A 24301-nucleotide genomic window follows, 5' to 3' on the forward strand; every position below is an offset into this window, starting at 1 on the left:
TGGGATGACGAGGACGATCGCTATTGTCGGGCTGTTGGCCGCCTTGCCAGGCTGCATCAACGTGTCGGCGCCCGACAAGCCGATCGAGATCAACCTCAACATCAACGTCACGCAGGAAGTGGTCTATCGTCTCGATGGCGAGGCGAAATCGTTGATCCAGCAGAATCCGGGGATATTTTGATATGAGCGTTTTTGCGGGCAGGAATGGGGCCATTGCCATGATCGCCGCAGCCGCGGTTCTCGGCGGCCTTTCGGTGGCGGCGTCGGCGCAGCGCGATCCGGCCTATGCCGCGGCGCGTGCCGGGGGCGAGGTCGGCGAGCAACCCGACGGGTATCTGGGGCTGGTCGGTGCGGCGAGCGGCGATCTGCGTGCGCTGGTCAACAACATCAACATCCAGCGCAAGTCGGCGTATACGCAGAAGGCGCAGGCGAGCGGCGCGACGGTCGAGCAACTCGCGTTCACCAGCGGCTGCAACCTGATCCTGCAGACCAATCCGGGCGAGAAGTACAAGACTCCGGACGGCGTTTGGAAGACCCGCACCGCCGGCGCCCCCGACCGCGATTCGCGGTGCGTTTGACCTCCCGTCATGCCGGACTCGTTCCGGCATCCACGGTTCCGCATAGTCGATAGCCGTGGGCGTGCGGAACGGTGGACCCCGGAACAGGTCCGGGGTGACGAAGAAAGAGGGGCGTCCCCCCGTGGCGCGAGGTCCCGGCTTTCGCCGGGATGACGAAGAGCGTGGCCGTTCCGACGCCCCTCGCTAAAATCCTCCCCCGCCAGGGGGAGGTGGCTGGCCCTTGCCAGACGGAGGGGGAGGCAAGCGAAACGTAGGTTCCGCATCCTCCCCCTCCTTCACCTGCGTTGCCGCCTCCCCCTAGCAGGGGAGGATCGAACGCCCCATTAATGACGCCCCTGTCACACCAGTTGACTTGCACCCCCCCCTTTTCTAAACGGACCGCGCCTTGGCGGGATCGCTCGTCGCTGCTTGCTTCCTCCCCGATGCGAAATCAGGTGGAGGAACGTGCGTGGCGGAGATCGAACCCGGACAGGACCCCCAGGGTGTTGAAGATCCGCGACTTTCCGCGCTCGATGAGCGATTGCGAGAGGCGCAGCATCGGGAAACGCCGGCAAAGGGGCAGAAGGGGGCGGATGCCGAGCGGGGGTACTCGCAAGGCAATCGCGTCATTTCCGCTCTCGTCGGGAGTCTCGTCGGCAGTGCGCTGATCGGGTGGTTGATAGACCATTGGTTCGGCACTGGCCCTTGGGGACTGATCGTGTTGCTGTTCCTCGGGATAGCGGTCGCGTTCAGGCAGATCATTCGAATTTCAGGCGAACGCCCGGAGTAACCGGGCGTTTGTCGTATCAAGACGGCAGGGATTCCACGTGGCGGCAGAACAGGGCGGCAAGATCGATCCGATGCACCAGTTCCTGATCGAGCCGGCGTTCGGCTCGCACTGGATCGTAGGTGGCTATGACCTGTCGTTCACCAACTCCGCATTGTGGATGGTGGTGACGCTGGTCGCGCTTTGGGCGTTCATGATCGGTGGCATGAAGCGCGAGCTCGTGCCCGGTCGTTGGCAGATGGCGGTCGAGGGCTTCACCGGCTTTATCTCGGGCATGCTCGAGCAGAATGTCGGCCCCGGCGGCAAGCGCTTCGTGCCCTATGTCTTCTCGCTGTTCATGTTCATCCTGTTCGCGAACATCATCGGGCTCCTGCCGTTCGGCATCGTCCCCGGCGTGCACCCGTTCACCGTGACCAGCCACATGACCGTCACCGGCGTGCTGGCACTGATCAGCTTCGGAATCGTGCTGCTCGTCGGCTTCGGCAAGCACGGCTTCCACTTCTTCTCGCTGTTCGTGCCGAGCGGTACGCCCGCGCTGATGATCCCGCTGATCTTCGTGGTCGAGCTGATGTCGTTCCTGGTGCGGCCGTTCTCGCTCGGTCTGCGACTGTTCGTGGCGATGACCGCAGGGCATATCCTGCTCAAGGTGCTGGCCGCGTTCGTGATCAACGGCCTGAACCTCGGCGGGATGTACATCGGTCTGGTGAGCGCGCCGAGCATGCTGCTGATGATTGGCATCACGCTGCTCGAGCTGCTGGTCGCCGCGATCCAGGCATACGTGTTCGCGTTGCTGACGTCGGTCTATCTGAACGACGCGGTCAATCTCCACTAAGTTTTCTATTTACCAACTGATTTTCAAAGGGAATTTACCATGGACGCACAAGCAGCAAAGATGATCGGTGCCGGCCTCGCAGCGATCGGCATGGGCCTCGCAGCACTCGGCGTGGGCAACGTGTTCGCCCAGTTCCTCGCCGGCGCTCTGCGCAACCCGGGCGCAGCCGACAGCCAGCAGGGCCGTCTGTTCATCGGTTTCGCAGCAGCCGAGCTTCTGGGTCTGCTCGCATTCGTCACCATGATCATCCTGGTGTTCGTCGCCTAACCACTCGGTGATTTGGCCGGGCAACCGCGCCCGGCCGGATTAACGCAGGACAGACCAATGCCCCAGATTGCCCAGATAGCCGCCACCTACGCCTCGCAGATCTTCTGGCTGCTCCTCACCTTCGGCATCCTGTATTTCGGGATCGGCAAGGGAATGGTGCCAAAGATCGTGTCCAACGTGGACTCGCGCGAAGGCAAGATCGCCGGCGATCTGGCGGCGGCGGTCGCTGCCCGTGCGCAGGCCGATACGGTCCAGGCGAACTGGCAGGCCGAAATGGACGCGGCGCGTACTGCGGCGCAGGCCGAGACCGCGGCAGCAGCCAAGCGCGCGGCGACCGCGTTCGAGCAGCAGGTCCATGCGGCCGACGCCGAACTCGCCGAGCGCCTGGGTCATCATGACCTGGCGGTCGCCAACGCGAAGGCCGAGGCACTCTCGAACTTGCAGGGTGTCGCCGCCGAAGCAGCACAGCAATTGGCCGCCAAGGTCGCCGGCCTCCAGGTCAGCCTGGACGCGGCGACCGACGCGGTACGCAGGACTATGGCGCATGGCTAATCCAGATTCGGCCGCAAAGGTCATCCACGGCGAGGGCATGGCGCCCGAGGGTGCGATCGACAACCAGGGCCTCCAGGGTCACACGACCGCACCCGGCGGCGTCGAGCACGTGCCCGATCCGACCGCGCTCGGCCTGACCTCGACAGGCTGGGTCGCGGTGGCGATGATCGTCGTCATCCTGCTGATGATCTGGAAGAAGGTTCCAGGCATGATCGGCAAGATGCTCGACACGCGCATCGCCGGCATCCGCACGCAGCTCGACGAAGCCAAAGCGCTCCGTGCCGAAGCCGAAGCGATCCGCACGGAATACGAGGCAAAGGCCAAGACCGCGCACGTCGAAGCTGAAGCCATGAAGGCTCACGCGCATACCGAAGCCGCAGCGATCATCGCCAAGGCTAAAGCGGGCGCCGAAGACCTCATGACCCGCCGTGCGAAGATGGCCGAGGACAAGATCGCCGCCGCCGAACGTGCCGCGATCGCTGAAGTCCGCGCGCGGGCCGCCGATGCTGCGGCCAAAGCCGCCGGTATCCTGATCGCCGAGCACCACGACGCAGCCGCCGACCGCATGATGGTCGACCGCTCGATCTCCGGCCTCAGCCGCCTGAACTAAGTAATCTCCTCTCCCTCCGGGGAGAGGAAGGGGCCCGCTGCGAAGCAGTGGGAAGGTGAGGGCACGCCCCTCACGCACCTGCATATCCATGACGGCCGTCTCTTCCCGGGTTTCCGGCGGCCAAGTCTCCAATCTGAGCCCGTTGGAGAACACTCATGTCCTGGCTCATCCTCGGCATCGCCGTCATCACCGAAATCAGCTGGGCGCTCAGCCTCAAATGGGCTGCGACGCTCGCCACCTGGCAGGCGTCGAGCGTCCCGATCGTCCTGAGCTTCGTCAACATGGGCCTGCTCGCGCTAGCCATGCGCGGTCTCCCTGCCGGCACCGCCTACGCTCTATGGACCGGAGCCGGCGCGGTCGGCGTGATCATCGGCGGCGTAATCCTCTTCGGCGACCGCGTCAGCGGCGTCCAGGCCGCCTTCATGGCGCTGACCGTGGTTGGCATCGTCGGCACAAAGGTTTTCGCTCAGGCGTGACTCTCTTCACCCGCAGGGCACGAAGAAGATTGACTCACGCGAAGGCGCAAAGGCGCGAAGAGAAGGACGATTGGTTCGCGCAGAGGCGCAGAGAGCGCGGAGGTGTTGCGCTCCGGGCCGATGATCGACTTGACTACGAGGAATATCAGCCTTCGGCAGTCTTGGCGCTAGCCTCGCACCACATGACCCTTCTCTCAGCGTCCTCTGCGCCTCTGCGCGAAAAAAATCTTCTTCGCGCCTTTGCGCCTTCGCGTGAAAATCACTTCTCCAGCGACAAAGACGATCGCTGGCATAACCCCCTCCCACTCCCTAGATTCCACGACAATGTCCTCACCCAATTCCCCCGACCGGTTCAACGAAGACAAGTCCACATTCGCCGTCCGCGGCGGCGGTGAAGCGCCAGACCTCGCGGCAGGCGTAGCGGCGATCAGGAACGTGCTCGACACGCTGCCGATCCGCCCCGGCGTCTACCGTATGCAGGATGCGCGCGGCGACGTGCTCTACGTCGGCAAAGCGCGTGCGCTCCGCAACCGTGTCGCGAACTACGTTCAGGTCGAGCGGCTGACCAAACGCCTCCAGCGGATGGTGTCGCAGACCCGGTCGATGACGATCGTCACGACCAACAACGAAGCCGAAGCGCTGCTGCTCGAATCGCAACTCATCAAGCGCTATCGCCCCGCCTACAACGTGCTGCTGCGCGACGATAAGAGCTTCCCCTTCATCCTCCTGCGCGACGACCACGCGTTCCCGCGCGTTCAGAAACACCGCGGCGCGCGCCGGGCAAAAGGCAATTACTACGGGCCTTTCGCGAGCGCCGGGTCGGTCAACAACACGCTCAACGCGCTCCAGAAGCTGTTCCTTCTGCGCAGTTGCACCGACAGCTTCTTCAAGACCCGCGACCGGCCCTGCCTGTTGTACCAGATCAAGCGCTGCTCAGCGCCGTGCGTCGGGCGGATCGACGAGGCCGCGTACCGGGAATTGACCGAGGACGCGAAGGCGTTCCTTGGCGGCAAGTCGACTGGCGTGCAGGCCAAGCTCGGCGCGCAGATGCAGGCTGCCGCGGAGAACATGGACTTCGAACTCGCGGCGCTGCTCCGTGACCGTCTCCGCGCGCTCACCTTCATCCAGGGCACGCAGGCGATCAACGCGGAAGGGGTTGGCGACGCCGATATCTTCGCGATGGCGTGCAAGGACGGGTTGATCGGCATCCAGGCGTTCTTCATCCGCGGCGGCCAGAACTGGGGCCATCGCAGCTTCTTCCCGCAGCACACCAACGACGTCCCCGAGGACGAGGTGCTGACCAGCTTCCTCGGCCAGTTCTACGAGGAGGTCCCGCCGCCCAAGCAGATCTTGCTCGACCGCGAACTGACGGAAGGCGCGCTGCTTGCAGAAGCCCTAGGCGAACGCGCCGGCTACAAGATCGCATTGCAGGTTCCGCAGCGAGGCGATCGCCGCCGCCTGATGGACCAGGCCAAGCGCAACGCAATCGAGGCGATCGAGCGGCGCCAGGCCGAATCGACCACGCAGGCCAAGCTGCTGCGCGAAGTCGCCGACCTGTTCGACCTCGCCGAGCCGCCGCAGCGGATCGAGATCTACGACAACAGCCACATCCAGGGTACCGCCGCGACCGGCGCGATGGTCGTCGCGGGGCCGGAGGGCTTCCGCAAAGGCCAGTATCGAAAGTTCAACATCAAGAACAAGGATACCGCGCCGGGCGACGATTTCGCGATGATGCGCGAGGTCTTCACGCGGCGGTTCTCGCGCGCGCAGGCCGAGGACCCCGATCGGGATTCGGGCGACTGGCCGGATCTCGTCTTGATCGACGGCGGCAAGGGCCAGCTCAACACGGTCAAGGCCGCGCTAGAGGAGATCGGCGTCGAGGACGTGTGCCTGGTCGGGATCGCCAAGGGCCCGGAACACGGCCGCGATGGCCGCGAGGTCTTCCACATGCTCGACGGCCGGGAGTTCCAGCTGCCGGTGAATGCGCCGGTGCTGTTCTACCTCCAGCGCCTCCGTGACGAGGTCCACCGGTTTGCGATCGGCGTCCACCGCGACAAGCGCAGCAAGGCGATCGGCGCCAGCCCGCTCGACGAGGTCCCCGGTATCGGCCCCGCGCGGAAGAAGGCGCTGCTGATGCACTTCGGCACCGGCCGCGCCGTCCGCAATGCGAGTCTGCAGGACCTGCAACAGGCGCCGGGCGTGTCGGCCGGAGTCGCGCAACAGGTGTATGACTTCTACCATTCGAGATAGGCGTGGGTCGGGCTATCACTGAGCGAGCGGGGTACCCACCCGCGGTTGTTCAAAACGGTTCTATTGCAAAAAAATGCAACTCAATCTTCATGACGAATTGTTACACACCAGCCCGTGACCACGCCCGTATTCCTGACCGTCGACACCGAATTCGCCTGGCGGCATCACGCCGCGCGACTCGGCAGCGACGATATCTATACGCGGTCGCTCGAACCGGCGGGCGTCGGGCTCAGCTATCAATTGAGCGAACTCGCCAAGCATGAGCTGAAAGCGTGCTTCTTCGTCGATCCGATGCCGGCGCTCGTCTACGGCCCTGCACCCGTCCGCCGTATGGTGGAGACGATCCTCGCCGCCGGACAGGAGGTTCAGCTGCATCTTCACCCCAACTGGACCGGTGCGCAGCTCGGCGATGGCGGCGCGCATCACGGGCGTTTCCAGCTGTTCGACTATGACCTCGCCGAACAGACCGAGCTGCTGATCCGCGCCACCGACCTGCTGGTCGAGGCCGGTGCACCGCGGCCGATCGCCTTCCGCGCGGGCAGTTACGCCGCCAACGACGATACGCTGACCGCGCTTGGATCGCTCGGCTTCAGCTACGACAGTAGCCACAACGGCTCCGAAGCGCCGGGATCGAGCCGCATCTCGCTGTCCGCGCATCAGATCGCCCCGGTTAGGCTGTCACCGGACAACGACCTGATCGAAGTGCCCGTGACGGTGATCGAGGATTCGCCGGGGAAAGTCCGCACCTTCCAGCTCTGCGCGCTGTCCGCCGGCGAAAGCTACGACGCGCTCGAACATGCCGCGGTATCGCACCACGCCGCGGTGACGATCGTCAGCCACGGGTTCGAGCTCGCCAACCGCCGCGGCACGCGCGCCAACGCGGTCCATGTCCGCCGCTTCCAGGCATTGTGCGCGATCCTCGCCGAGATGCGCGACGTGCTGCCGACGCATCATTTCGCCGATCGCCCGCCGCTCGCGCTCGACAGCGCCGACGTGCCGCTCGCGCCGGATCAGTTGCGGACGCGCTGGCGCCAGGCCGAACAGCTCTGGTCGAACTGGATCTCGGAACGGTCCCGGCCACGGCGCCGATAATGGTCCGGACGGTACCGCTGAAGTTCCAGGTGGGGGCGCGGACGCTCGCCACGATCTCGAAGCGACTGATCCGCGTGCCGTTCTCGCTCGATGCGGTGCTCGCCGCGACGCCGCCGAACTTGCCGTCCCTGCCGAACGACGCCGATGGCTACCTGGTTACGTCGTTGCCCGAGACGATGCTGGCGGGTCTGGATGACAAAGGCCTGCTCGCCTTCGTTCGGCAACGCTATAGCCGCTACCATATCGATCTCGCGGCGGGCGAGCCGGCATGGCTGGCGGGCCTGTCGGGCAGCGCGCGATCAGGCATCAAGCGCAAGGCGAAGAAGCTCGCCACCGCGAACGGCGGTACGCTCGATATCCGCCGCTATCACGGCGCCGAAGCCTTCGCGGCGTTTCACCCGCTGGCCCGCGCGGTATCCGCGACGACCTATCAGGAGAAACTTCTGGGGTCGGGACTGCCGGAGGACGGAGGCTCCGTCCGCCACCTCCAGTCGCTCGCCGCAGGGGACCGGCTGCGTGCATGGCTGTTATTTCTGGGCGGTGCGCCGATCGCGTATCTGTGCTGCACCGCAGAGGGCGGGTCGCTCCGCTACGATCATGTCGGCCATGATCCTGCGCATAACGATCTGTCGCCCGGCGCGGTGCTGCAGGTCGAAGCGATGCGCGATCTGTTCGCGGACGGTAGCTTCGCGCGGTTCGATTTCACCGAGGGGGAGGGCCAGCACAAGCGGCAGTTCTCGACCGGCGGCACGTCGTGCGTCGACGTGCTGCTGCTTCGGCCGACGCCTGCGAACCGCGCGGCGGTGACGGCGTTGCGGACGTTCGACGCAGCGATAGTCGCCGCCAAGCGCGCCGCGACGCATCCGATTCTGGCAAGGCTCGCGAAGAGGATTCGCCGCTAGGGTTCAAGCGACATTCGATCCCCGTAAATCCTCCCCTGGCGGGGGGAGGATATAGGATCGATCGCAGGCCCCTCCCTCTACCGGCGGGAGAGGGTATAGGACCGCATGCATCTCCGCGCAGCCGCCATCGTCGTCGCCGTCCGCCAGCACGGCGAGCATGGCGCGATCGTGCGCGCGCTGACCCGCAACGACGGTGTCCAGCCCGGCTATGTCCGCGGCGGACGATCGCGCGCGATGCGGCCGGTGCTGCTCCAGGCAAACGTCATCCAGGGCGAATGGCGCGCGCGGACCGGTGAGCAGCTCGCATCGCTGACCGCAGAGCTGATCCACAGCCGCGCGACATTGCATCACGAACCGCTCGCGGCAGGCGCGCTCGAATGGGCGACCGCGCTCACGGCGGCCGCGCTTCCCGAAGCGCAGCCCTATCCCCACATCCACGACGCGCTCGACGGCCTGCTCGGCGCGGTCGAGGCGGCGCCCTCCGCACGCGGATGGGCGGCGGCACTGGTGCGGTACGAACTGCTGGTGCTGGCGGAGCTCGGCTTCGGGCTGGATCTCGATCGGTGCGTTGCGAGCGGCGTGGAGGACGACCTTGGCTTCGTCTCGCCCAAGAGCGGCGGCGCGGTCTCGCGCGGGGCTGCGTTCGGATACGAGGCCAAGCTGTTGCGATTGCCCCGATTCCTCATCATCGGCGGTGAAGCCGACTGGCCCGATATCTTCGATGGCCTGCGTCTCACCGGCCATTTCCTCGCGCGCGACATCCTGGTCGATCGTCGAGCCGATCCGCTGGCTGCGCGCGACCGGCTGGTGGATCGTCTCAAAAGGGCGGTTGCGTGAGCGCGCCTCGCCCGGCAAGGGCGGCGGCGGAGGAACGCACATGCCCTTGATCGCGATACTGGCCGGCGACGGCATCGGACCCGAAGTTACGGCAGAGGCGCGCCGCGTGCTCGACACGCTCGGGCTCGATCTGACCTACGAGGCGGGCCTGGTCGGCGGCGCCGCGTACAAGGCGGTCGGCCATCCGCTCCCGCCCGAAACGCTGGAGCTCGCGAAGCGTGCCGACGCCATCCTGTTCGGCGCAGTCGGCGATCCCGATTGCGACAAGCTCGACCGGCATCTTCGACCCGAACAGGCGATCCTCGGCTTGCGCAAGGAACTCGGCCTGTTCGCGAACCTGCGCCCCGCAAAACTGTTCGCCGGGCTGGAGGACGCCTCCGCGCTCCGCCCCGAGATCGCGCGCGAGATCGACATGGTCATCATCCGCGAACTCACCGGCGACGTGTATTTCGGCGCGAAGGGTTTCCGCACCACCGCCGACGGCCTGCGCGAAGGCCATGACGAGATGCGCTACGACGAACGCGAGATCGCGCGCATCGCCCGCGTCGGTTTTGAAACGGCGCGCACGCGGAAAGGCAAATTGCTGTCGGTCGACAAGGCCAACGTGCTAGAAACCTCTCAGCTCTGGCGCGATGTCGTCGTCGAGGTTTCGGCAGACTATCCGGACGTCGAGCTCAGCCACATGTATGTCGACAACGCGGCGATGCAGATGGTCCGCAAGCCCGGCCAGTTCGACGTGATCGTCACCGGCAACCTGTTCGGCGACATCCTCTCGGACGAAGCGTCGATGTGCGCGGGTTCGATCGGCATGCTCCCGTCCGCCGCACTCGATGGCACCGGCCGCGGCATGTACGAGCCGATCCACGGCAGCGCGCCCGATATCGCCGGACAGGGCAAGGCCAATCCGTGCGCCGCGATCCTGTCCGCCGCGATGATGCTGCGGCATTCGCTTGGGCTGCCCGACGCCGCCGACCGGATCGAGGCTGCGGTCGCGGCGGCGATCCTCGGTGGCGCGCGCACGCCCGATCTCGGCGGCACGCTGACCACCGCCGCGATGGGCGACGCCATTCTCGCCGAACTCGGCTGACCCGATGATCCCCGACCTTCTCGAACTCGCGATCGTCATCCCGACGTTCAACGAGAAGGCCAACGTCCCGACGTTGATCGCCAAGCTCGATCAGGCGCTGGTCGGTCGCAACTGGGAAGCGATCTTCGTCGACGACGACAGTCCCGACGGCACCGCCGACGCCGCGCGCGCGATCGCCCGGCTCGACAGGCGCGTCCGCGTGATCCAGCGGATCGGCCGGCGCGGGCTCTCGTCGGCGTGCATTGAGGGGATGTGCGCGACGGCGGCGCCGGTCGTCGCGGTGATCGACGGCGACCTCCAGCATGACGAGACGTTGCTGCCGGCGATGCTCGACCTGCTGAAGGACAGTGAAACCGACGTGGCGATCGGCTCGCGCTTCGTCAGCGGCGGCGGCACTGGCGATTGGGACCGTGACCGCGTCGCCAAGTCGGCGCTTGCGACCAAGTTGGCACGCCGCGTGTTGAAGGCCGATCTAAGCGATCCGATGAGCGGCTTCTTCATGATCCGCAGCGACATCGTCCGCCGTCTTGCGCCGGGCTTGTCCGCGATCGGCTTCAAGATCCTGCTCGACCTGTTGACCGCCAGCCCCCAACCGCTTCGCTTCGTCGAATTGCCCTATACGTTCCGGGTCCGCACCGAGGGTGAGAGCAAGCTCGACCACGTCGTCGCGCTGGAATATCTGATCGCGTTGTACGACCGGATGTTCGGGCGCGTCGTGCCCGTGCGGTTCGCCATGTTCTCGGCGATCGGTGTGTTCGGCGTCGGTATCCACATGGCGGTGCTCACCGCGTTGTTCGTCGGGTTCGGTGCGAATTTCCTCGCCGGCGAGATCCTCGCGACGTTGGCCGCCCTGACCTTCAACTTCTTCCTCAACAACGCGCTGACCTATCGTGACCGACGGCTGAAAGGCTGGCGGCAACTAGTCGATGGCTGGGTATCGTTCGCGGTGATCTGCTCGGTCGGTGCGGTCGCCAACGTCGGCATCGCCGCGTTCCTGTACGAGATGCGCGACGGCGCGTGGGCGGCGTCGGCGCTGATCGGCGTGCTGGTCGGTGCGGTCTGGAACTACGCGCTGTCCTCGAAATTTACCTGGGGCCGGTACTAGGGAAACCTTTGATCCTCCCCCGCAAGGGGGGTGGCTGGCGCTTGCCAGACGGAGGGGGAGGGAACGACACGGCGGTTGCCTGCTCCTCCCCCTCCGTCGCCTTCGGCGCCACCTCCACCTGGCGGGGGAGGATCGTAAGATCCGCCCCTGTCTCGCCACGCCCTATTACCCGCAAGGGTTGTCATCGCGGCTCCCCCCCGGCAAAGCGTCGCGCATGAAGCGCAAGACCGGCCAGGATCGTTCGATCACTCAGAATTGGCGTCCCGCGACGCGCGCCATCCGCGGCGGCACCGCCCGCAGCGAATATGGCGAGACGTCGGAGGCGTTGTTCCTCACCTCGGGCTATTGCTACGACAAGGCGGGCGACGCCGCGGCGCGCTTTGCCGGCGAGCAGGAGGGGATGACCTATTCCCGCCTCCAGAACCCGACGGTGCAGATGCTCGAGGAGCGGATCGCGCTGCTGGAGGGCGCCGAGGCGTGCCGGACGATGGCGACCGGGATGGCGGCGATGACCGCGTCGCTACTGTGCCAGCTCCAGACCGGCGATCACCTCGTCGGCGGCCGTGCCGCGTTCGGCTCGTGCCGCTGGCTGACCGACACACTGTTGCCGAAGTTCGGGATCGCCACGACGATCGTCGATGCGCGCGATCCGCAGGCGTTCCTCGACGCGGTCCGCCCCGAGACGAAGGTGTTCTTCTTCGAGACGCCCGCCAACCCGACGATGGACATCGCCGACCTCAAGGCGATCTGCGACATCGCGCGCGAACGCGGCATCACGACCGTGGTCGACAATGCGTTCGCGACGCCGGCGCTGCAGCGGCCGATGGAGTTCGGCGCGGACGTCACCGCCTACAGCGCGACCAAGATGATGGACGGGCAGGGCCGCGTGCTCGCCGGCGCGGTCTGCGGAACCGAAGATTTCATCACCAACACGCTGTTGCCCTTCACGCGCAACACCGGGCCGACGCTGTCACCGTTCAATGCGTGGGTGGTGCTCAAGGGTCTCGAGACGCTCGACCTGCGCATCCATCGCCAGTCCGAGAACGCGATGAAGGTCGGCGAATTCCTCGAAGGCCGCGTCCCCCGCGTGCTGCACCCCTTCCTGCCGAGCCATCCGCAGCACGAACTGGCCAAGCGCCAGATGGACGCGTGCGGACCGATCTTCGCGTTCGAAGTCGAGGGGCGCGAGCAGGCGCACGCGCTGCTCGACGCGCTGGAACTGGTCGACATCTCGAACAACATCGGCGACTCGCGCTCGCTGATGACGCATCCCGCCTCGACCACGCACGCGAGCGTCTCGCCCGACAAGCAGATCGAGATGGGCGTGACCGAGGGACTGCTGCGGATCAACGTCGGGCTCGAGGATGCGCAGGACGTGATCGACGACCTCGACCAGGCGCTGCGTCAGGCGGGACTGTGAAGGCGCTGTTCCCCAACGCGGCGACGACCGATGGGGTGACGGTGCGCGTGTCGGTCAGCTACCTCCCCGAACAATCCGAGCCCGAGCGCGGCCGCTGGTTCTGGGCCTATCACATCCGCCTCGAGAACGAGGGCGAGGAGAGCGTCCAGCTGCTCACCCGCCACTGGGTGATCACCGACGGCCGCGGCGCGCGCCACTCGGTCGAAGGTGAAGGCGTGGTCGGCGAACAGCCGGTGATCGAGCCGGGCGCGAGCTTCGATTACGTCTCGGGCTGCCCGCTCGCGACCCCTTCGGGCGCGATGCAGGGAAGCTACCAGATGGTCCGCGAAGACGGCACCGTGTTCGCGGTCGAGATCCCCCGCTTCTCGCTGTTCGCCCCCGCGGTGCTCAATTGAAGCGCACGCATCTCCCGCTCAACGGCCTGCGCGTGCTCGACGCAGCGGCGCGGCATCTGTCGTTCACGCGCGCCGCGGACGAGTTGGCGGTGACGCCAGCCGCGGTCGGGCAGCAGATTCGCGCGCTGGAGGATACGCTCGGCGTCGTCCTGTTCCGCCGCACCACGCGCGGGCTTGAGCTGACCCCCGAGGCTGAGGCTGGTCTCGGCGCGCTCCGCGGCGGCTTCCTCCAGTTCGAGGAAGCCGTCCGCGCGATGCAGGCCGGTCAGTCGTCGAAATCGCTGACGATCGCCGCGCCGCGCGACCTGACCGAGAAGTGGCTGATGCCGCGGCTCGCACAGATCGCCGAGGCGGATCCGGAACTCCGCTTCGTGCTGATTACCGCCGACGAGAATGTCGACTTCACCGAAGCCAATCTCGACCTCGCGATCCGCTGGGGCGATGGCCCGGGCGAGCACGAGGGCGAGGCGCTCGAGTCGGAGGGCATGGTAACGATCGCCAAGCCCGGCACCGATAGCGAAGCCGCGATCGCATGGTCCGGTGAAGACGGCGTAGCGCTGGTCCGCGTCACCGATGCCGGTCTCGCGATCGACGCGGCTGCGGCGGGACTGGGCCGCGCGACCGTCCCCGAACTGCTCGCCCGCCGCGATCTCGCCGAAGCCCGCGTGCAGCTGATCGGCGAGTCGCAGCCGTCGAAGGGGGGATACTGGCTGGTCGCCCCGCTCCCGCAGTGGCGGCAGAAGAAAGTCCGCGCGCTCGTGGATGCCCTCACCGCGTGAGACAGCCTGGACGCAGACCGCGCCGGGCCGGGGTATCACCCGTCCTCAAGACGCGGCGGCTGCGGTTGCGGCCGCTTGTCGAGGGTGATGCGACCGCGTTGCACCCGATGCTCGCCGATGCCGAACTGATGGCCTATTCCGCCGATGGTCCGCTCGGCAGCGTCGACGACGTGCGCACCTATCTCGCCGAGGAAGCCGCGCCGGGCAACCAGCGGACCTGGGCGATCACGCGCACAGGCGACGACCGCGCTATCGGCTGGGTCTCGGGGAGCGAGGCCGATGGGGCAGGGGTAACCGAGATCGGCTTCATCCTGGCGCGTGAGGCTTGGGGGCGCGGGATTGCGCGCGAGGCGGTCAGCGCAGTGATCGATCGGCTGTTCGCGGAGGGGCGCAAGCGCGTGTTTGCCGACGCGGATACCGAGAATACCGCGTCGATCCTGTTGCTGGAGCGGTTGGGGTTCCGCCGCGAGCGTCTGCTTCGCGACGAGTGGGAAACGCATCTGGGGTTGCGCGACAGCCTGATCTATGGGCTATGCGCGGATAGCTGGCAGGCGGCCGGGCGGGCTTAGCGCCGATACGCCCCGTACTGATATCCCACCCCGGCGAAGGCCGGGGCCCAATTGGCAAGGTGGATATAACGGAGCGATATCCTCCGTTTAGCAGCGTTTCCCAATTGGGCCCCGGCCTCCGCCGGGGTGGTGGCACACGTTAGTGACGCTGCAGAGACGCTAACCTACCGCGCCGCCAGCAGCGCCAGTGCCCGGCCCATTAGGCCCGCGAACCGCACCTCGTTCACCGCATCGTCCGTCCGGTGCCAGTTCCCGGTCGCCGCATACCAACGCCCGTCCTTCGCCTGCGCCAGGTAGTTCAGCGTCAGCACCCCGGGCTCGCCGCCACCCTTGAACCCGACATACCCAAACCGCTTGGCGATCGCCGGGTCGACCCCCGCATTCACTGCTAGGATCGCCCGAGTCGTGGAGTCCGCACCCCGCAACCGATCAAGCACGCCTGCCATCGCCGCCGGGCTCGCAAACCACTCGACGCTGTCGATCGCCACCGGCTTCCCTGCGAACACCGTCGGATCCAGCTTGGCGGTGGAGATTTTCACGGCATTGTCGACCAGCAGCGCCCGCCGCTCGTCCACCGATCCCGCCGCCCACGCCTTCGTCAGCGCCGCATCGCCCTTCACAGCAAACATCTCGCGCGTGGTCATCACCGGCACGCTGCCGCCCGCCGCCTCCGCCATCGCGTCGACCTTCGCGCGGCCGAGCGTCGTCAGCAGCGTATCGGTCGCGGTGTTGTCGCTGATCGAGATCATCAGCGTTGCCAGCGTCTGCACCGTCACCGGCGAGTCCGCCGGCCAGGTCTGCAACACGCCGGAAGGCAGCGACGGAGCCCCGACCTTGACCACGTCCGCCCAATGCCGCTCGTCCGCCGCCACCTGCCGCGCGAGTTCGGCCAGCACCCACAGCTTGAACGCCGACCCGAGCGGTGCGGCGACATCCGCCCGGTATTCGAGGATCGGCGCAGGCTGGCCCGCGCCAAGCGCATACAGCCCGAACCCACTAGTCCCCGGTAGCGCGCGAAATTCCGCTTCGACCTTGGCAAGGCTATCGTCGCGTGCAGCCGTACCCGTGATCAGTAAGCCGGTGGCCGCATGCGGCAGGGCCGGGTCGAGTGCCAGACGAACGCTCGCCGTCCCCCGTTCGTAACCGACGATCAGATCCGCGCTCCACGCCGACGTTGCCGTCAGCGACTCGATCTTCTGCGGCGCGCCGAGTGTCGCCTTCAGCTTCTCGACGATCGTCGCGAACTGCGCCTTCGGCACCTTCTCGCGGAAGCTCGCGGCGAAATACGCGTCATACGCGCCACGCCCGTCGAGGATCGCGACCAGCGCATCCGCCTTGGCACGCAATGCCGGATCCGCCGCAACCCCTTGGGCGACGGCCATGACCGGCATCGCCGCTATCAGAACCGCCACCAGCCAGAGTACGAGCCCACGCATCAGTTCTTCAGCTTCCAACCCGTTTTCAGCAGCCGGTAGCATAGCACGGCCAGCGCCAGATCGATCAGCAGGATCACGACCCCGCCGATCATCACCGGCGAGTCGGCGATCCCCAGGAACCCGTAGCGGAACCCCGAGATGATGTAGAAGAACGGGTTCGCATGGCTGAACGCACGGAACGCCGGCGCGAGCTTGTCGACCGAGTAGAACGTCCCCGACAACAGCGACAACGGCGCGATCACGAAGTTGGTGACGGCAGCGGCATGATCGAACTTGTCCGCCCAGATCGACGTCAGCACGCCGAGCAACGCGAGGAACGTCGCGCCTAGCAACCCGAACCAGACGATCGCGAGCGGCGCATGCGGCGTCACGTGCACGCCCGGATACAGCGCCATCGCCGCCCACACGACGATCCCGACGATCACCGCGCGAGTCACCGCGCCACCGACCAGCGCGGCCAGTAATTCACCCGTCGACAAGGGCGGCTGGAGATAATCGACGATCGTGCCCTGCATCTTGCCGACCAGCAGCGAGAAGCTCGCATTGGCGAACGCGGGGCCCATCATCCCTTGCGCGATGATCAGCCCCGGCGCGATGAAATCGGCGAACGCGACGATCTGGCCGTCGACCGGCACCGGGCTTTTAGCGCCGGTCGCGATGGTGAAGACGATCAGAAACAGGAGGGTGGTGATCGCCGGCGCCCACACCGTCTGAAGCTGCACCTTGAAGAACCGGCGCACCTCCTTGATATAGAGGGTTCGCAATCCCTCCCAGTTCACGCTCTTTATGACGGGGACGCCGGGGGCGGAGTGCACCGCCGAATGGATTTCACCGATTGGGGGCTGGCTGCTCATAGGGGTTGCGGGTAATCGCTGCCGCTGCCGCCCGCAACCCGGCTGAGCAAGACTGAGGAACGAACATGTCCTGGACCGACGAGCGCATCCAGACGCTCAAGACGATGTGGGAGGCCGGCCAGACCGCCAGCCAGATCGCCGAAGCCCTGGGTGGCGTCAGCCGCAACGCCGTCATCGGCAAGGCGCACCGCCTCGAGCTGCAGGCGCGCCCGTCGCCGGTGAAGCCGAACGATCCCGAGGCGAAGGCGGCTGCTGCCGCTGAAGTATCGGCCTCGGCTGCAGCGGCAGCCCCCGAGCCGGTCGCGGCACCGGAGCCGGTCGAGGTCGAGGCCCCCAAGCCCGCACCGGTCGCACCGCCAGTCGTGGCAGCGACCAAGCCCGCGGCACCGGTCGAGCCCGAGCCCGTCGCCGAAGAGCCGGAGGAGGACGAGGACGAAGATGAGGACGAGGCTCCGGCGGTCGTCGCCCCCGTCCGCGCGCCACAGCCGATCCTGCGCTCGGTCGGTCCCGGCGGATTCCTCCGTCAGGCACCCGGCGAGCAACAGCCACCGAGCACGCCCGCACCGCCACGTCGCCTGGTACCCGCCAAGCCGTCGCCCGAAATGGCGAACAAGACGAGCCTGCTCGAATTGAACGACCGGATCTGCAAATGGCCGCTCGGTCATCCCGGCGAGCCCGACTTTCACTTTTGCGGCAAGGCGGTGAACCCGGGCTTCCCGTATTGCGTCGATCATTGCGGCCATGCGTACCAGGCACAGCTGCCGCGGCGCGACCGTCGCCCGACTCCGCCGCTCCCGTTCGGCGGTCCGCGGCCGAGGTAAGGCGCGGGGCGGCCTGCGCTAACCTGGCGCAGGACTCGCCCAAGCCCGGCCGGCGCGGCTAGCCGCGGCCGACGACATGGGCTTTGCCCATGGCTAGCGTGATATAGAAAAGGCCGCTTCCTCGGGTGAGGAAGCGGCCTTTTTTTCTGACTGTTACACCACCCCGGCGAAGGCCGGGGCCCAATTGGGAAGGTCATGGTGATGACGGGTTTCGCTCAGTTGACTACGTTGCCCAATTGGGCCCCGGCCTTCGCCGGGGTGGTGGACGAGGTTGAGGGCGAGCATCCCCACCTTGTTCTCCCGCGGAGGCGGGAGCCCAGTCTGGATCCCCGCCTTCGCGGGGAAACACGCTGCGCACGAAACAAAAAAGGCCGCTTCCCCGTGTGAGGAAGCGGCCTTTTCTATATCAGCTAGCCATGGGCAAAGCCCATGTCGTCGGCCGCGGTGAACCGCGCCGGCCGGGCTTGGGCGAGTCCTGCGCCAGCTTGGCGCACGCCGCCCTTCGCCTCAAAACCGAAACGCAGCCGTGGCGCGCAGGCTGTGCCAGCGGAAATCCTGGGAATTGCGACGGAAGTCGGTGCCCGACGCGTTGCCGCGCGTGAACGGACCGCCAGCGGGGCCGCCGGCTGCGCGGACGCGGTAGTCATTGTCCTGATACTGGTGGTACTGATATTCCAGACCGACCGAGAAGTTCTTGCCCAGCTTCTGCTCAATGCCGCCGCCACCGACGATGCCCCATTCCTTGCTGCCACCGTTGGTGGTGAAGGTGTTGGCGGTGTTGCCGGTCGTGAAGCTGTTGTCGATGTTGGCATAGCCGACACCGAACGTGCCGTAGAACAGCGTCGTGTTGGCCGCATAGCCGAGACGGCCGCGGGCCGATGCTTCCCACTTCAGGTCGCGCGTCATCGTGTAGAAGGCCGGCGTCGTGCTGAAGGCGGTGACGCTGTCGCTGATCTCGTTCTTGCCGAACTCGCCGACCACGCCGACGACGATGTTGCCGCGCTGGTAATCCGCGCCGACCCGTGCCGAATAGCCGATGCCGTCCTTGTCGCTACGGCAACCACGACCACCAGCAGCGGGCGCGGTGTTGCTGGTTGCGCGACCGTTGCAGAAGCCCGGCGAAAACGCATTGGCGGCGGTCGCAGTCGAGATGGTGTCGCCGAAGACGCCGTCCAGATTGCGATCGAACGCGATCGTCTCGCCATTGTCGTTGGGCTGCACGTCATAGCCGAACGAGCCGCCGACATAGACACCACTGAACGGAGCTTCGTCGGTTACGTCCTGCGCAGCGGCAGGCGCCGCGAAACCCAGTGCGGCAACGCCTGCGAGCGCCACCATCATCGTCTTAGTCATATTCACTCCCGGAAACTTCATGACAGGTTTTTCATAAACGGCCGATCGCCGGAAAATTATCCCGCTGTCGCAACAATCTGGATCAGTGTGACTTTCGGGTGACAGGGAGAACAAACGGAGCCTGTGGCTTTGTCCGACGCCTGCGGCTACGCTCGCGCCATGGCTGAAGATCTGTTCGCGTCCCCCGGCGCACCCGGCGCCGGCAAAACCGCCGCCAATACCTATGATGCCTCCTCGATCGAGGTGCTCGAAGGCCTCGAACCCGTCCGCCGCCGCCCCGGCATGTACGTCGGCGGTACCGACGAGCGCGCGCTGCATCATCTCGCCGCCGAAGTGCTCGACAACGCGATGGACGAGGCGGTTGCCGGCCACGCGACGCGGATCGAAGTCACGCTGGAGGCGAACAATCGCCTGACGATCGTCGACAATGGCCGCGGCATCCCGGTCGACCCGCATCCGAAGTTCCCGGACAAGTCCGCGCTGGAGGTGATCCTCTCGACGCTTCATTCGGGCGGCAAGTTTGCGGGCAAGGCCTATGCGACAAGCGGCGGCCTGCACGGCGTCGGCATCAGCGTCGTCAACGCGCTGTCGTCCGATACGGTCGTCGAGGTCGCGCGGGACCGCCAGCTTTACCGTCAGCGCTTTGCCAAGGGACTGACGCTTGGGCCGATCGAACATCTCGGGCCAACGCCGAACCGCCGCGGTACCAGCGTCGCCTTCACGCCCGATACCGAGATCTTCGGCACCGAGCTTAACTTCAAGCCGCAGCGCCTCTACAAGCTCGTCCGCTCGAAGGCGTATCTTTTCGCCGGCGTCGAGATCCGCTGGCACTGTGCACCCGACCTGATCGGCGACGACACGCCCGCGCAAGCCGTGTTCCAGTTCCCCGGCGGCCTGGCGGATCACCTCCGCGACCAGATCGCCGGCCGCGAATGCGCAACCTCCGACTTCTTCTCCGGCTCGCAGGACTTCCCGAGCGCGAATGGCGAGACACAGGGCCGCGTCGAATGGGCGGTCGCATGGCCGCTGTGGAGCGACGGCTCGTACAGCTGGTATTGCAACACCATCCCGACCCCCGACGGCGGCACGCACGAACAGGGCCTTCGCCAGGCGCTGGTCCGCGGGCTTCGTGCGTTCGGCGATCTCGTCGGCAACAAGAAGACCAAGGATATCAGCGCGGACGACGTCATGGTCGGCAGCGAACTGATGTTGTCGGTCTTCATCCGCGAGCCGCAATTCCAGAGCCAGACCAAGGATCGCCTGACGAGCCCCGAAGCCGCCGGCCTCGTCGAGAAGGCGGTCCGCGATCATTTCGACCATTTCCTCAGCCACAACATGGAGCGCGGCAAGGCGCTGCTGAACTATGTGCTGGAGCGGATGGACGAACGCCTGCGTCGCAAGCAGGAGCGCGACGTCAAGCGCAAGACCGCGACCTCCGCGCGAAAACTGCGGCTGCCGGGCAAGCTCACCGACTGCTCCGCCAACTCGCCAGAAGGCACCGAACTCTTCATCGTCGAAGGCGATTCTGCAGGCGGTTCGGCCAAGCAGGCGCGTGACCGGAAAACGCAGGCGATCCTCCCGATCCGCGGCAAGATCCTCAACGTCGCGTCGGCCACCAGCGCAAAGATCTTCGCCAACCAGGAAATTGCCGACCTCACGCTCGCGCTAGGCTGCGGCACGCGGAAGGACTGCACGCCCGATACGCTGCGCTACGAACGCATCGTCATCATGACCGACGCCGACGTCGACGGCGCGCACATCGCCACGCTGTTGATGACGTTCTTCTTCCAGGAGATGCCCGAACTCGTCCGCCGCGGGCACCTCTACCTCGCGCAGCCACCACTCTACCGTCTCACCGTGGGCACCAAGAGCGTGTACGCTCGCGACGACGCGCACCGCGCCGAACTCGAACGCACCGTATTCAAGGGCAAGAAGGTCGATGTCGGCCGCTTCAAGGGCCTCGGCGAGATGAACCCGAGCCAGCTCCGCGAAACCACGATGGACCCCGCCACCCGCGGCATGCTCCGCATCACGCTGCCGCAGGAATATGAAGAGCGCGCACAGGTGAAGGATCTCGTCGACCGGCTAATGGGCAACAACCCCGCGCACAGGTTCGCGTTCATTCAGGAGAATGCAGGCCGGATGGACGAGGAAGCGATCGATGCATAGGTAAATCGTATTGACAATTTGAGCTGGGGGGCTAGATGGAGATTACGTTCGATCCTGCAAAGGACTCTGCGAATATCGCCAAGCACGGCTTGTCTCTGGCCGAATTCCGGGGTTTCGATACCGATCCGAGCATCTATTTAGATGATCGACACGATTACGGCGAAACTCGGTTGTTGGCACGCGGCCGTATCGGCGGACGGGGATATTGCGTCGTCTTCACGGTTTCCGGAGCTGCGGCTCGAGTCATCAGCTTTCGCAGAGCGCATGAGAAGGAAATGAGGCGTTATGAGTAAGGGGCCGCCGCCGCCGGACTATGACGACAATCCGATCTGGACCGACGAGATGATCGCCAAGGCCCGGCCAGCGTCCGAAATGCTGCCGCCCGAGGTTGCCGCGTTATTGGTGCGTCGTCGCGGCCCGCAATCGGCACCCATCAAGAAGGCTGTGACCCTACGGCTCGATCCCGACGTGCTCGACAAGTTCCGCGCCACCGGCCCCGGCTGGCAATCGCGGATGAACGAGGCGCTACGCCGAGCCAAAGTTTGACGTGGCGTCGCGCCAGCCAAGGTTGACGCATCTCCTACTGCGCTCGTATTAGGCGCATCCGGGCGGCCAATGGGTCGCCCTTCTCGTTTCGGAAAAGGAAGCGCTTGTGACCATCACCCCGCTCATGCCCGTCTACCCGCGGTGTGGCGTGCGTCCGGTCCGAGGCGAGGGCGTGTACCTCTACGGCGAGGACGGCCAGCAATATCTCGATTTCGCCAGCGGCATCGCGGTCAACGCGCTCGGCCACGCGCATCCGCATCTGACCAAGGCGATCGCGGATCAGGCCGCGACGCTGATGCACGTGTCCAACCTGTACGGGTCGCCACAGGGCGAGCATCTCGCGCAGCGGCTCGTCGACAACACGTTTGCCGACACCGTGTTCTTCACCAATTCGGGTGCGGAAGCGGTCGAGTGTGCGATCAAGACCGCGCGGCGCTATCACTTCGCCAACGGCAATCCGCAGCGGCACACGCTGATCACGTTCGACACCGCGTTCCATGGGCGTACGCTCGGCGCGATCTCGGCGACCAACCAGGCGAAGATGCGCGACGGGTTCGAGCCGTTGTTGCCAGGGTTCGCTTACGCCAAGTTCAACGATCTCGAAGGCGCGCTCGCGCTGATCGACGACAACACCGCCGGATTTCTGGTCGAGCCGATCCAGGGCGAGGGCGGTATCCGCCAGGCAAGCCACGAGTTCCTGACCGGCTTGCGCAAAGCCTGCGACGAGCACGGCCTGCTGCTAGTGCTCGACGAAGTCCAGTGCGGCTATGGGCGCACCGGCAAGTTCTTCGCGCACGAGTTGTACGGCATCACGCCGGACATCATGGCGGTCGCCAAGGGTATCGGCGGCGGCTTCCCGCTGGGTGCGTGCCTCGCGACCGAGGAGGCGGCCAAGGGCATGGTCGCGGGTACGCACGGCTCCACCTATGGCGGCAATCCGCTAGGGATGGCGGCGGGCGAGGCGATCCTCGACGTGATGCTCGAGGAGGGCTTTCTCGAGAACGTCACGGCAATGGGCGACCGGTTGCGGCAGGCGCTCGAACAGATGATCCCCAACCACGATCACCTGTTCGACAGCGTCCGCGGCACCGGCCTGATGCTCGGGCTGAAGCTCAAGAGCGACAGTCGTGCGTTCGTCGCGTTCGCGCGCGATCATCACAATCTGCTGCTGGTGTCGGCGGGCGAGAACGTCGTCCGCATCCTGCCGCCGCTGGTGATCGACGAGAGCCACATCGCCGAATGCATCGACAAGCTGTCGACCGCGGCCCGCGTGTACGTGCCGGCCGCCGACGATTGACTTAAAATCCTCCCCGGAACGGGGAGGGGGACCATGCGAAGCATGGTGGAGGGGGATCGCCCCGAAGTGTTGCGTTCGTGGAAAGTTTCAGGTCGAACATACCCAGTATGTTCGAGGATCACCCGGGGGGTGATCCGACCCGAAACTCCCTCCACCATTCGCTATGCGAACGGTCCCCCTCCCCGTGCCGGGGAGGAATAATGCGCCATTTCCTGAATCTCACCGACGCCGGAGCCGACGGCATCGCCGCGATGCTGGCCGATGCACTCGACCGCAAGGCGGCGCGCGCGGGCTTCCCCAAGGGCCGCGCCGACGCTGACGCGCCGCTCGCCGGCCACACGCTCGCGATGGTGTTCGAGAAGAATTCCACCCGCACGCGCTTCTCGTTCGACATGGCGATCCGCCAGCTCGGCGGCACCTCGATCGTGTCCGACGCAGGGTCGATGCAGCTCGGCCGCGGCGAGTCGGTCGCCGACACCGCGCGCATCCTGTCGGGCTATGTCGATGCGATCATGATCCGTACCGACGATCACGCCAAGATCGAGGAGATGGCGCATTACGCCTCGGTCCCGGTCATCAACGGCCTGACCGACGCGTCGCACCCGTGCCAGATCATGGCCGACCTGCTGACGATCATCGAGAGCGGCAAGGCACTGCCCGGGCTCAAGGTCGCGTGGCTGGGCGATGGCAACAACGTGCTCGCGTCGATCGTCGAGGCGGCCGGGCTGATGCAGTTCGACGTCGTCGCGGCGTGCCCGCAGGGGTATATGCCGACCGAAGCCGATATGGCGCTGGGCAAGGGCCGGGCGCGTATCGTGTCGACGCCGCGCGAGGCGGTCGAGGGGGCGGACATCGTCGTCACCGACACCTGGATCTCGATGGGTCAGGCGCATGCAGAGACCAAGCTCAAGGCGCTGACGCCGTACCAGGTCGACGCCGCGCTGATGGCGCTCGCCAAGCCGGACGCGAACTTCCTCCACTGCCTCCCCGCGCACCGCGGCGAGGAAGTGACGCCCGAGGTGATCGATGGCCCGCAGTCGCTGATCTGGCAGGAGGCCGAGAACCGGCTGCACGCGCAGAAGTCGGTGCTGCGCTGGTGTTTCGGCCAGATCGGTTGATCGCGACTGGCTGAGCCGTCGTTTCGGCCGTCGACGTCATTCCTACTGTTCCCGTCATCCCAGCGAAAGCTGGGATCTCCCGGTTCGAGTCGCGACGTCCGCCAAGGAAGATACCCCGGCGTCCGTTGAGGTGACGGATGGAGGATCGGGTTGACCCGCCGTCCTCGCTCCCCATCTTCTCATCGATGAA

At 66.1% G+C, this 24301-nt stretch carries 27 protein-coding genes; 24 read left to right on the forward strand and 3 right to left on the reverse strand.

Annotation, left to right across the window (positions count from 1 at the left end):
• The first annotated feature begins 4 nt into the window (after positions 1-4).
• From AC3D24_RS17305 to AC3D24_RS17390, 18 genes are all read left to right on the forward strand, one after another.
• Positions 5-181, forward strand: coding sequence for a YnbE family lipoprotein (locus tag AC3D24_RS17305; protein WP_121905275.1), 177 nt, complete (start codon positions 5-7; stop codon positions 179-181).
• A 37-nt stretch (positions 182-218) separates the two neighbouring features.
• Positions 219-578, forward strand: a complete 360-nt coding sequence (locus tag AC3D24_RS17310; RefSeq protein WP_489032360.1) for a YdbL family probable chaperone protein — start codon at positions 219-221, stop codon at positions 576-578.
• A 448-nt stretch (positions 579-1026) separates the two neighbouring features.
• Complete coding sequence (locus AC3D24_RS17315; protein WP_489032361.1) at positions 1027-1347, forward strand: AtpZ/AtpI family protein; 321 nt, start codon at positions 1027-1029, stop codon at positions 1345-1347.
• Positions 1348-1417: 70 nt separating this feature from the next.
• Complete coding sequence (locus tag AC3D24_RS17320; RefSeq protein WP_489033207.1) at positions 1418-2176, forward strand: F0F1 ATP synthase subunit A; 759 nt, start codon at positions 1418-1420, stop codon at positions 2174-2176.
• A 39-nt stretch (positions 2177-2215) separates the two neighbouring features.
• Positions 2216-2443, forward strand: coding sequence for a F0F1 ATP synthase subunit C (locus AC3D24_RS17325; protein ID WP_055873230.1), 228 nt, complete (start codon positions 2216-2218; stop codon positions 2441-2443).
• 57 nt (positions 2444-2500) lie between these two features.
• Positions 2501-2995: a F0F1 ATP synthase subunit B family protein gene (locus AC3D24_RS17330; RefSeq protein ID WP_489032362.1), complete on the forward strand. Its 495-nt coding sequence runs from the start codon at positions 2501-2503 to the stop codon at positions 2993-2995.
• A 37-nt stretch (positions 2996-3032) separates the two neighbouring features.
• The gene (locus tag AC3D24_RS17335; protein ID WP_489033209.1) at positions 3033-3605 is read left to right on the forward strand and encodes a F0F1 ATP synthase subunit B family protein; all 573 of its coding nucleotides are present in this window, start codon (positions 3033-3035) and stop codon (positions 3603-3605) included.
• Positions 3606-3760: 155 nt separating this feature from the next.
• On the forward strand, positions 3761-4081 hold the full coding sequence (locus AC3D24_RS17340) for a DMT family transporter (protein WP_489032363.1): 321 nt from the start codon (positions 3761-3763) through the stop codon (positions 4079-4081).
• 324 nt (positions 4082-4405) lie between these two features.
• A complete protein-coding gene (gene uvrC / locus AC3D24_RS17345; RefSeq protein WP_489032364.1) occupies positions 4406-6331 on the forward strand; it encodes an excinuclease ABC subunit UvrC in 1926 nt (641 codons plus the stop codon).
• A gap of 114 nt (positions 6332-6445) precedes the next feature.
• The gene (locus tag AC3D24_RS17350; protein ID WP_489032365.1) at positions 6446-7423 is read left to right on the forward strand and encodes a polysaccharide deacetylase family protein; all 978 of its coding nucleotides are present in this window, start codon (positions 6446-6448) and stop codon (positions 7421-7423) included.
• Positions 7423-8325: a GNAT family N-acetyltransferase gene (locus AC3D24_RS17355; protein WP_489032366.1), complete on the forward strand. Its 903-nt coding sequence runs from the start codon at positions 7423-7425 to the stop codon at positions 8323-8325. The genes AC3D24_RS17350 and AC3D24_RS17355 overlap by 1 nt, the downstream gene beginning before the upstream one ends.
• 105 nt (positions 8326-8430) lie before the next feature.
• Complete coding sequence (gene recO, locus AC3D24_RS17360) at positions 8431-9162, forward strand: DNA repair protein RecO (RefSeq protein WP_489032367.1); 732 nt, start codon at positions 8431-8433, stop codon at positions 9160-9162.
• A 40-nt stretch (positions 9163-9202) separates the two neighbouring features.
• Complete coding sequence (gene leuB, locus AC3D24_RS17365; protein WP_489033211.1) at positions 9203-10249, forward strand: 3-isopropylmalate dehydrogenase; 1047 nt, start codon at positions 9203-9205, stop codon at positions 10247-10249.
• A 4-nt stretch (positions 10250-10253) separates the two neighbouring features.
• Positions 10254-11354, forward strand: coding sequence for a glycosyltransferase family 2 protein (locus tag AC3D24_RS17370; RefSeq protein WP_489032368.1), 1101 nt, complete (start codon positions 10254-10256; stop codon positions 11352-11354).
• Positions 11355-11568: 214 nt separating this feature from the next.
• Positions 11569-12774: a trans-sulfuration enzyme family protein gene (locus tag AC3D24_RS17375; RefSeq protein ID WP_060527159.1), complete on the forward strand. Its 1206-nt coding sequence runs from the start codon at positions 11569-11571 to the stop codon at positions 12772-12774.
• Positions 12771-13169, forward strand: a complete 399-nt coding sequence (apaG, locus tag AC3D24_RS17380) for a Co2+/Mg2+ efflux protein ApaG (RefSeq protein WP_489032369.1) — start codon at positions 12771-12773, stop codon at positions 13167-13169. Before AC3D24_RS17375 ends, apaG begins: the two co-directional genes overlap by 4 nt.
• The gene (locus AC3D24_RS17385; protein ID WP_489032370.1) at positions 13166-13948 is read left to right on the forward strand and encodes a LysR family transcriptional regulator; all 783 of its coding nucleotides are present in this window, start codon (positions 13166-13168) and stop codon (positions 13946-13948) included. Before apaG ends, AC3D24_RS17385 begins: the two co-directional genes overlap by 4 nt.
• A 65-nt stretch (positions 13949-14013) precedes the next feature.
• Complete coding sequence (locus AC3D24_RS17390; RefSeq protein ID WP_489032371.1) at positions 14014-14517, forward strand: GNAT family N-acetyltransferase; 504 nt, start codon at positions 14014-14016, stop codon at positions 14515-14517.
• A gap of 164 nt (positions 14518-14681) precedes the next feature.
• Here AC3D24_RS17390 and AC3D24_RS17395 read toward each other — a convergent pair whose 3' ends face one another.
• Together AC3D24_RS17395 and AC3D24_RS17400 are read right to left on the reverse strand one after the other, a co-directional pair.
• Positions 14682-15953, reverse strand: coding sequence for a serine hydrolase (locus AC3D24_RS17395; protein WP_489032372.1), 1272 nt, complete (start codon positions 15951-15953; stop codon positions 14682-14684).
• Positions 15953-16807 carry an ABC transporter permease gene (locus tag AC3D24_RS17400; RefSeq protein ID WP_489032373.1) on the reverse strand — a complete coding sequence of 285 codons (855 nt, stop codon included), beginning with the start codon at positions 16805-16807 and terminating at the stop codon, positions 15953-15955. The genes AC3D24_RS17395 and AC3D24_RS17400 overlap by 1 nt, the downstream gene beginning before the upstream one ends.
• A gap of 65 nt (positions 16808-16872) precedes the next feature.
• Here AC3D24_RS17400 and AC3D24_RS17405 point away from each other — a divergent pair, with 65 nt between their 5' ends.
• Positions 16873-17628 (forward strand): GcrA family cell cycle regulator, encoded by a 756-nt coding sequence (locus AC3D24_RS17405; protein ID WP_489032374.1) that lies wholly within the window; start codon positions 16873-16875, stop codon positions 17626-17628.
• Positions 17629-18135: 507 nt separating this feature from the next.
• On the opposite strand, the gene AC3D24_RS17410 is transcribed toward AC3D24_RS17405, so the two are convergent.
• On the reverse strand, positions 18136-18981 hold the full coding sequence (locus AC3D24_RS17410; RefSeq protein ID WP_489032375.1) for an outer membrane protein: 846 nt from the start codon (positions 18979-18981) through the stop codon (positions 18136-18138).
• A gap of 159 nt (positions 18982-19140) precedes the next feature.
• Between AC3D24_RS17410 and parE the strand changes: the two genes are divergently transcribed.
• From parE to argF, 5 genes are all read left to right on the forward strand, one after another.
• Complete coding sequence (gene parE / locus AC3D24_RS17415) at positions 19141-21150, forward strand: DNA topoisomerase IV subunit B (RefSeq protein WP_489032376.1); 2010 nt, start codon at positions 19141-19143, stop codon at positions 21148-21150.
• Positions 21151-21185: 35 nt separating this feature from the next.
• Positions 21186-21443 carry a BrnT family toxin gene (locus AC3D24_RS17420; protein ID WP_489032377.1) on the forward strand — a complete coding sequence of 86 codons (258 nt, stop codon included), beginning with the start codon at positions 21186-21188 and terminating at the stop codon, positions 21441-21443.
• On the forward strand, positions 21436-21696 hold the full coding sequence (locus AC3D24_RS17425) for a BrnA antitoxin family protein (RefSeq protein ID WP_489032378.1): 261 nt from the start codon (positions 21436-21438) through the stop codon (positions 21694-21696). Before AC3D24_RS17420 ends, AC3D24_RS17425 begins: the two co-directional genes overlap by 8 nt.
• A 106-nt stretch (positions 21697-21802) precedes the next feature.
• Positions 21803-22993 carry an aspartate aminotransferase family protein gene (locus tag AC3D24_RS17430; RefSeq protein WP_489032379.1) on the forward strand — a complete coding sequence of 397 codons (1191 nt, stop codon included), beginning with the start codon at positions 21803-21805 and terminating at the stop codon, positions 22991-22993.
• 200 nt (positions 22994-23193) lie between these two features.
• Positions 23194-24111: an ornithine carbamoyltransferase gene (argF, locus tag AC3D24_RS17435; protein WP_489032380.1), complete on the forward strand. Its 918-nt coding sequence runs from the start codon at positions 23194-23196 to the stop codon at positions 24109-24111.
• Positions 24112-24301 lie beyond the last annotated feature (190 nt).

The organism is Sphingomonas sp. SL1004 (assembly GCF_057815015.1).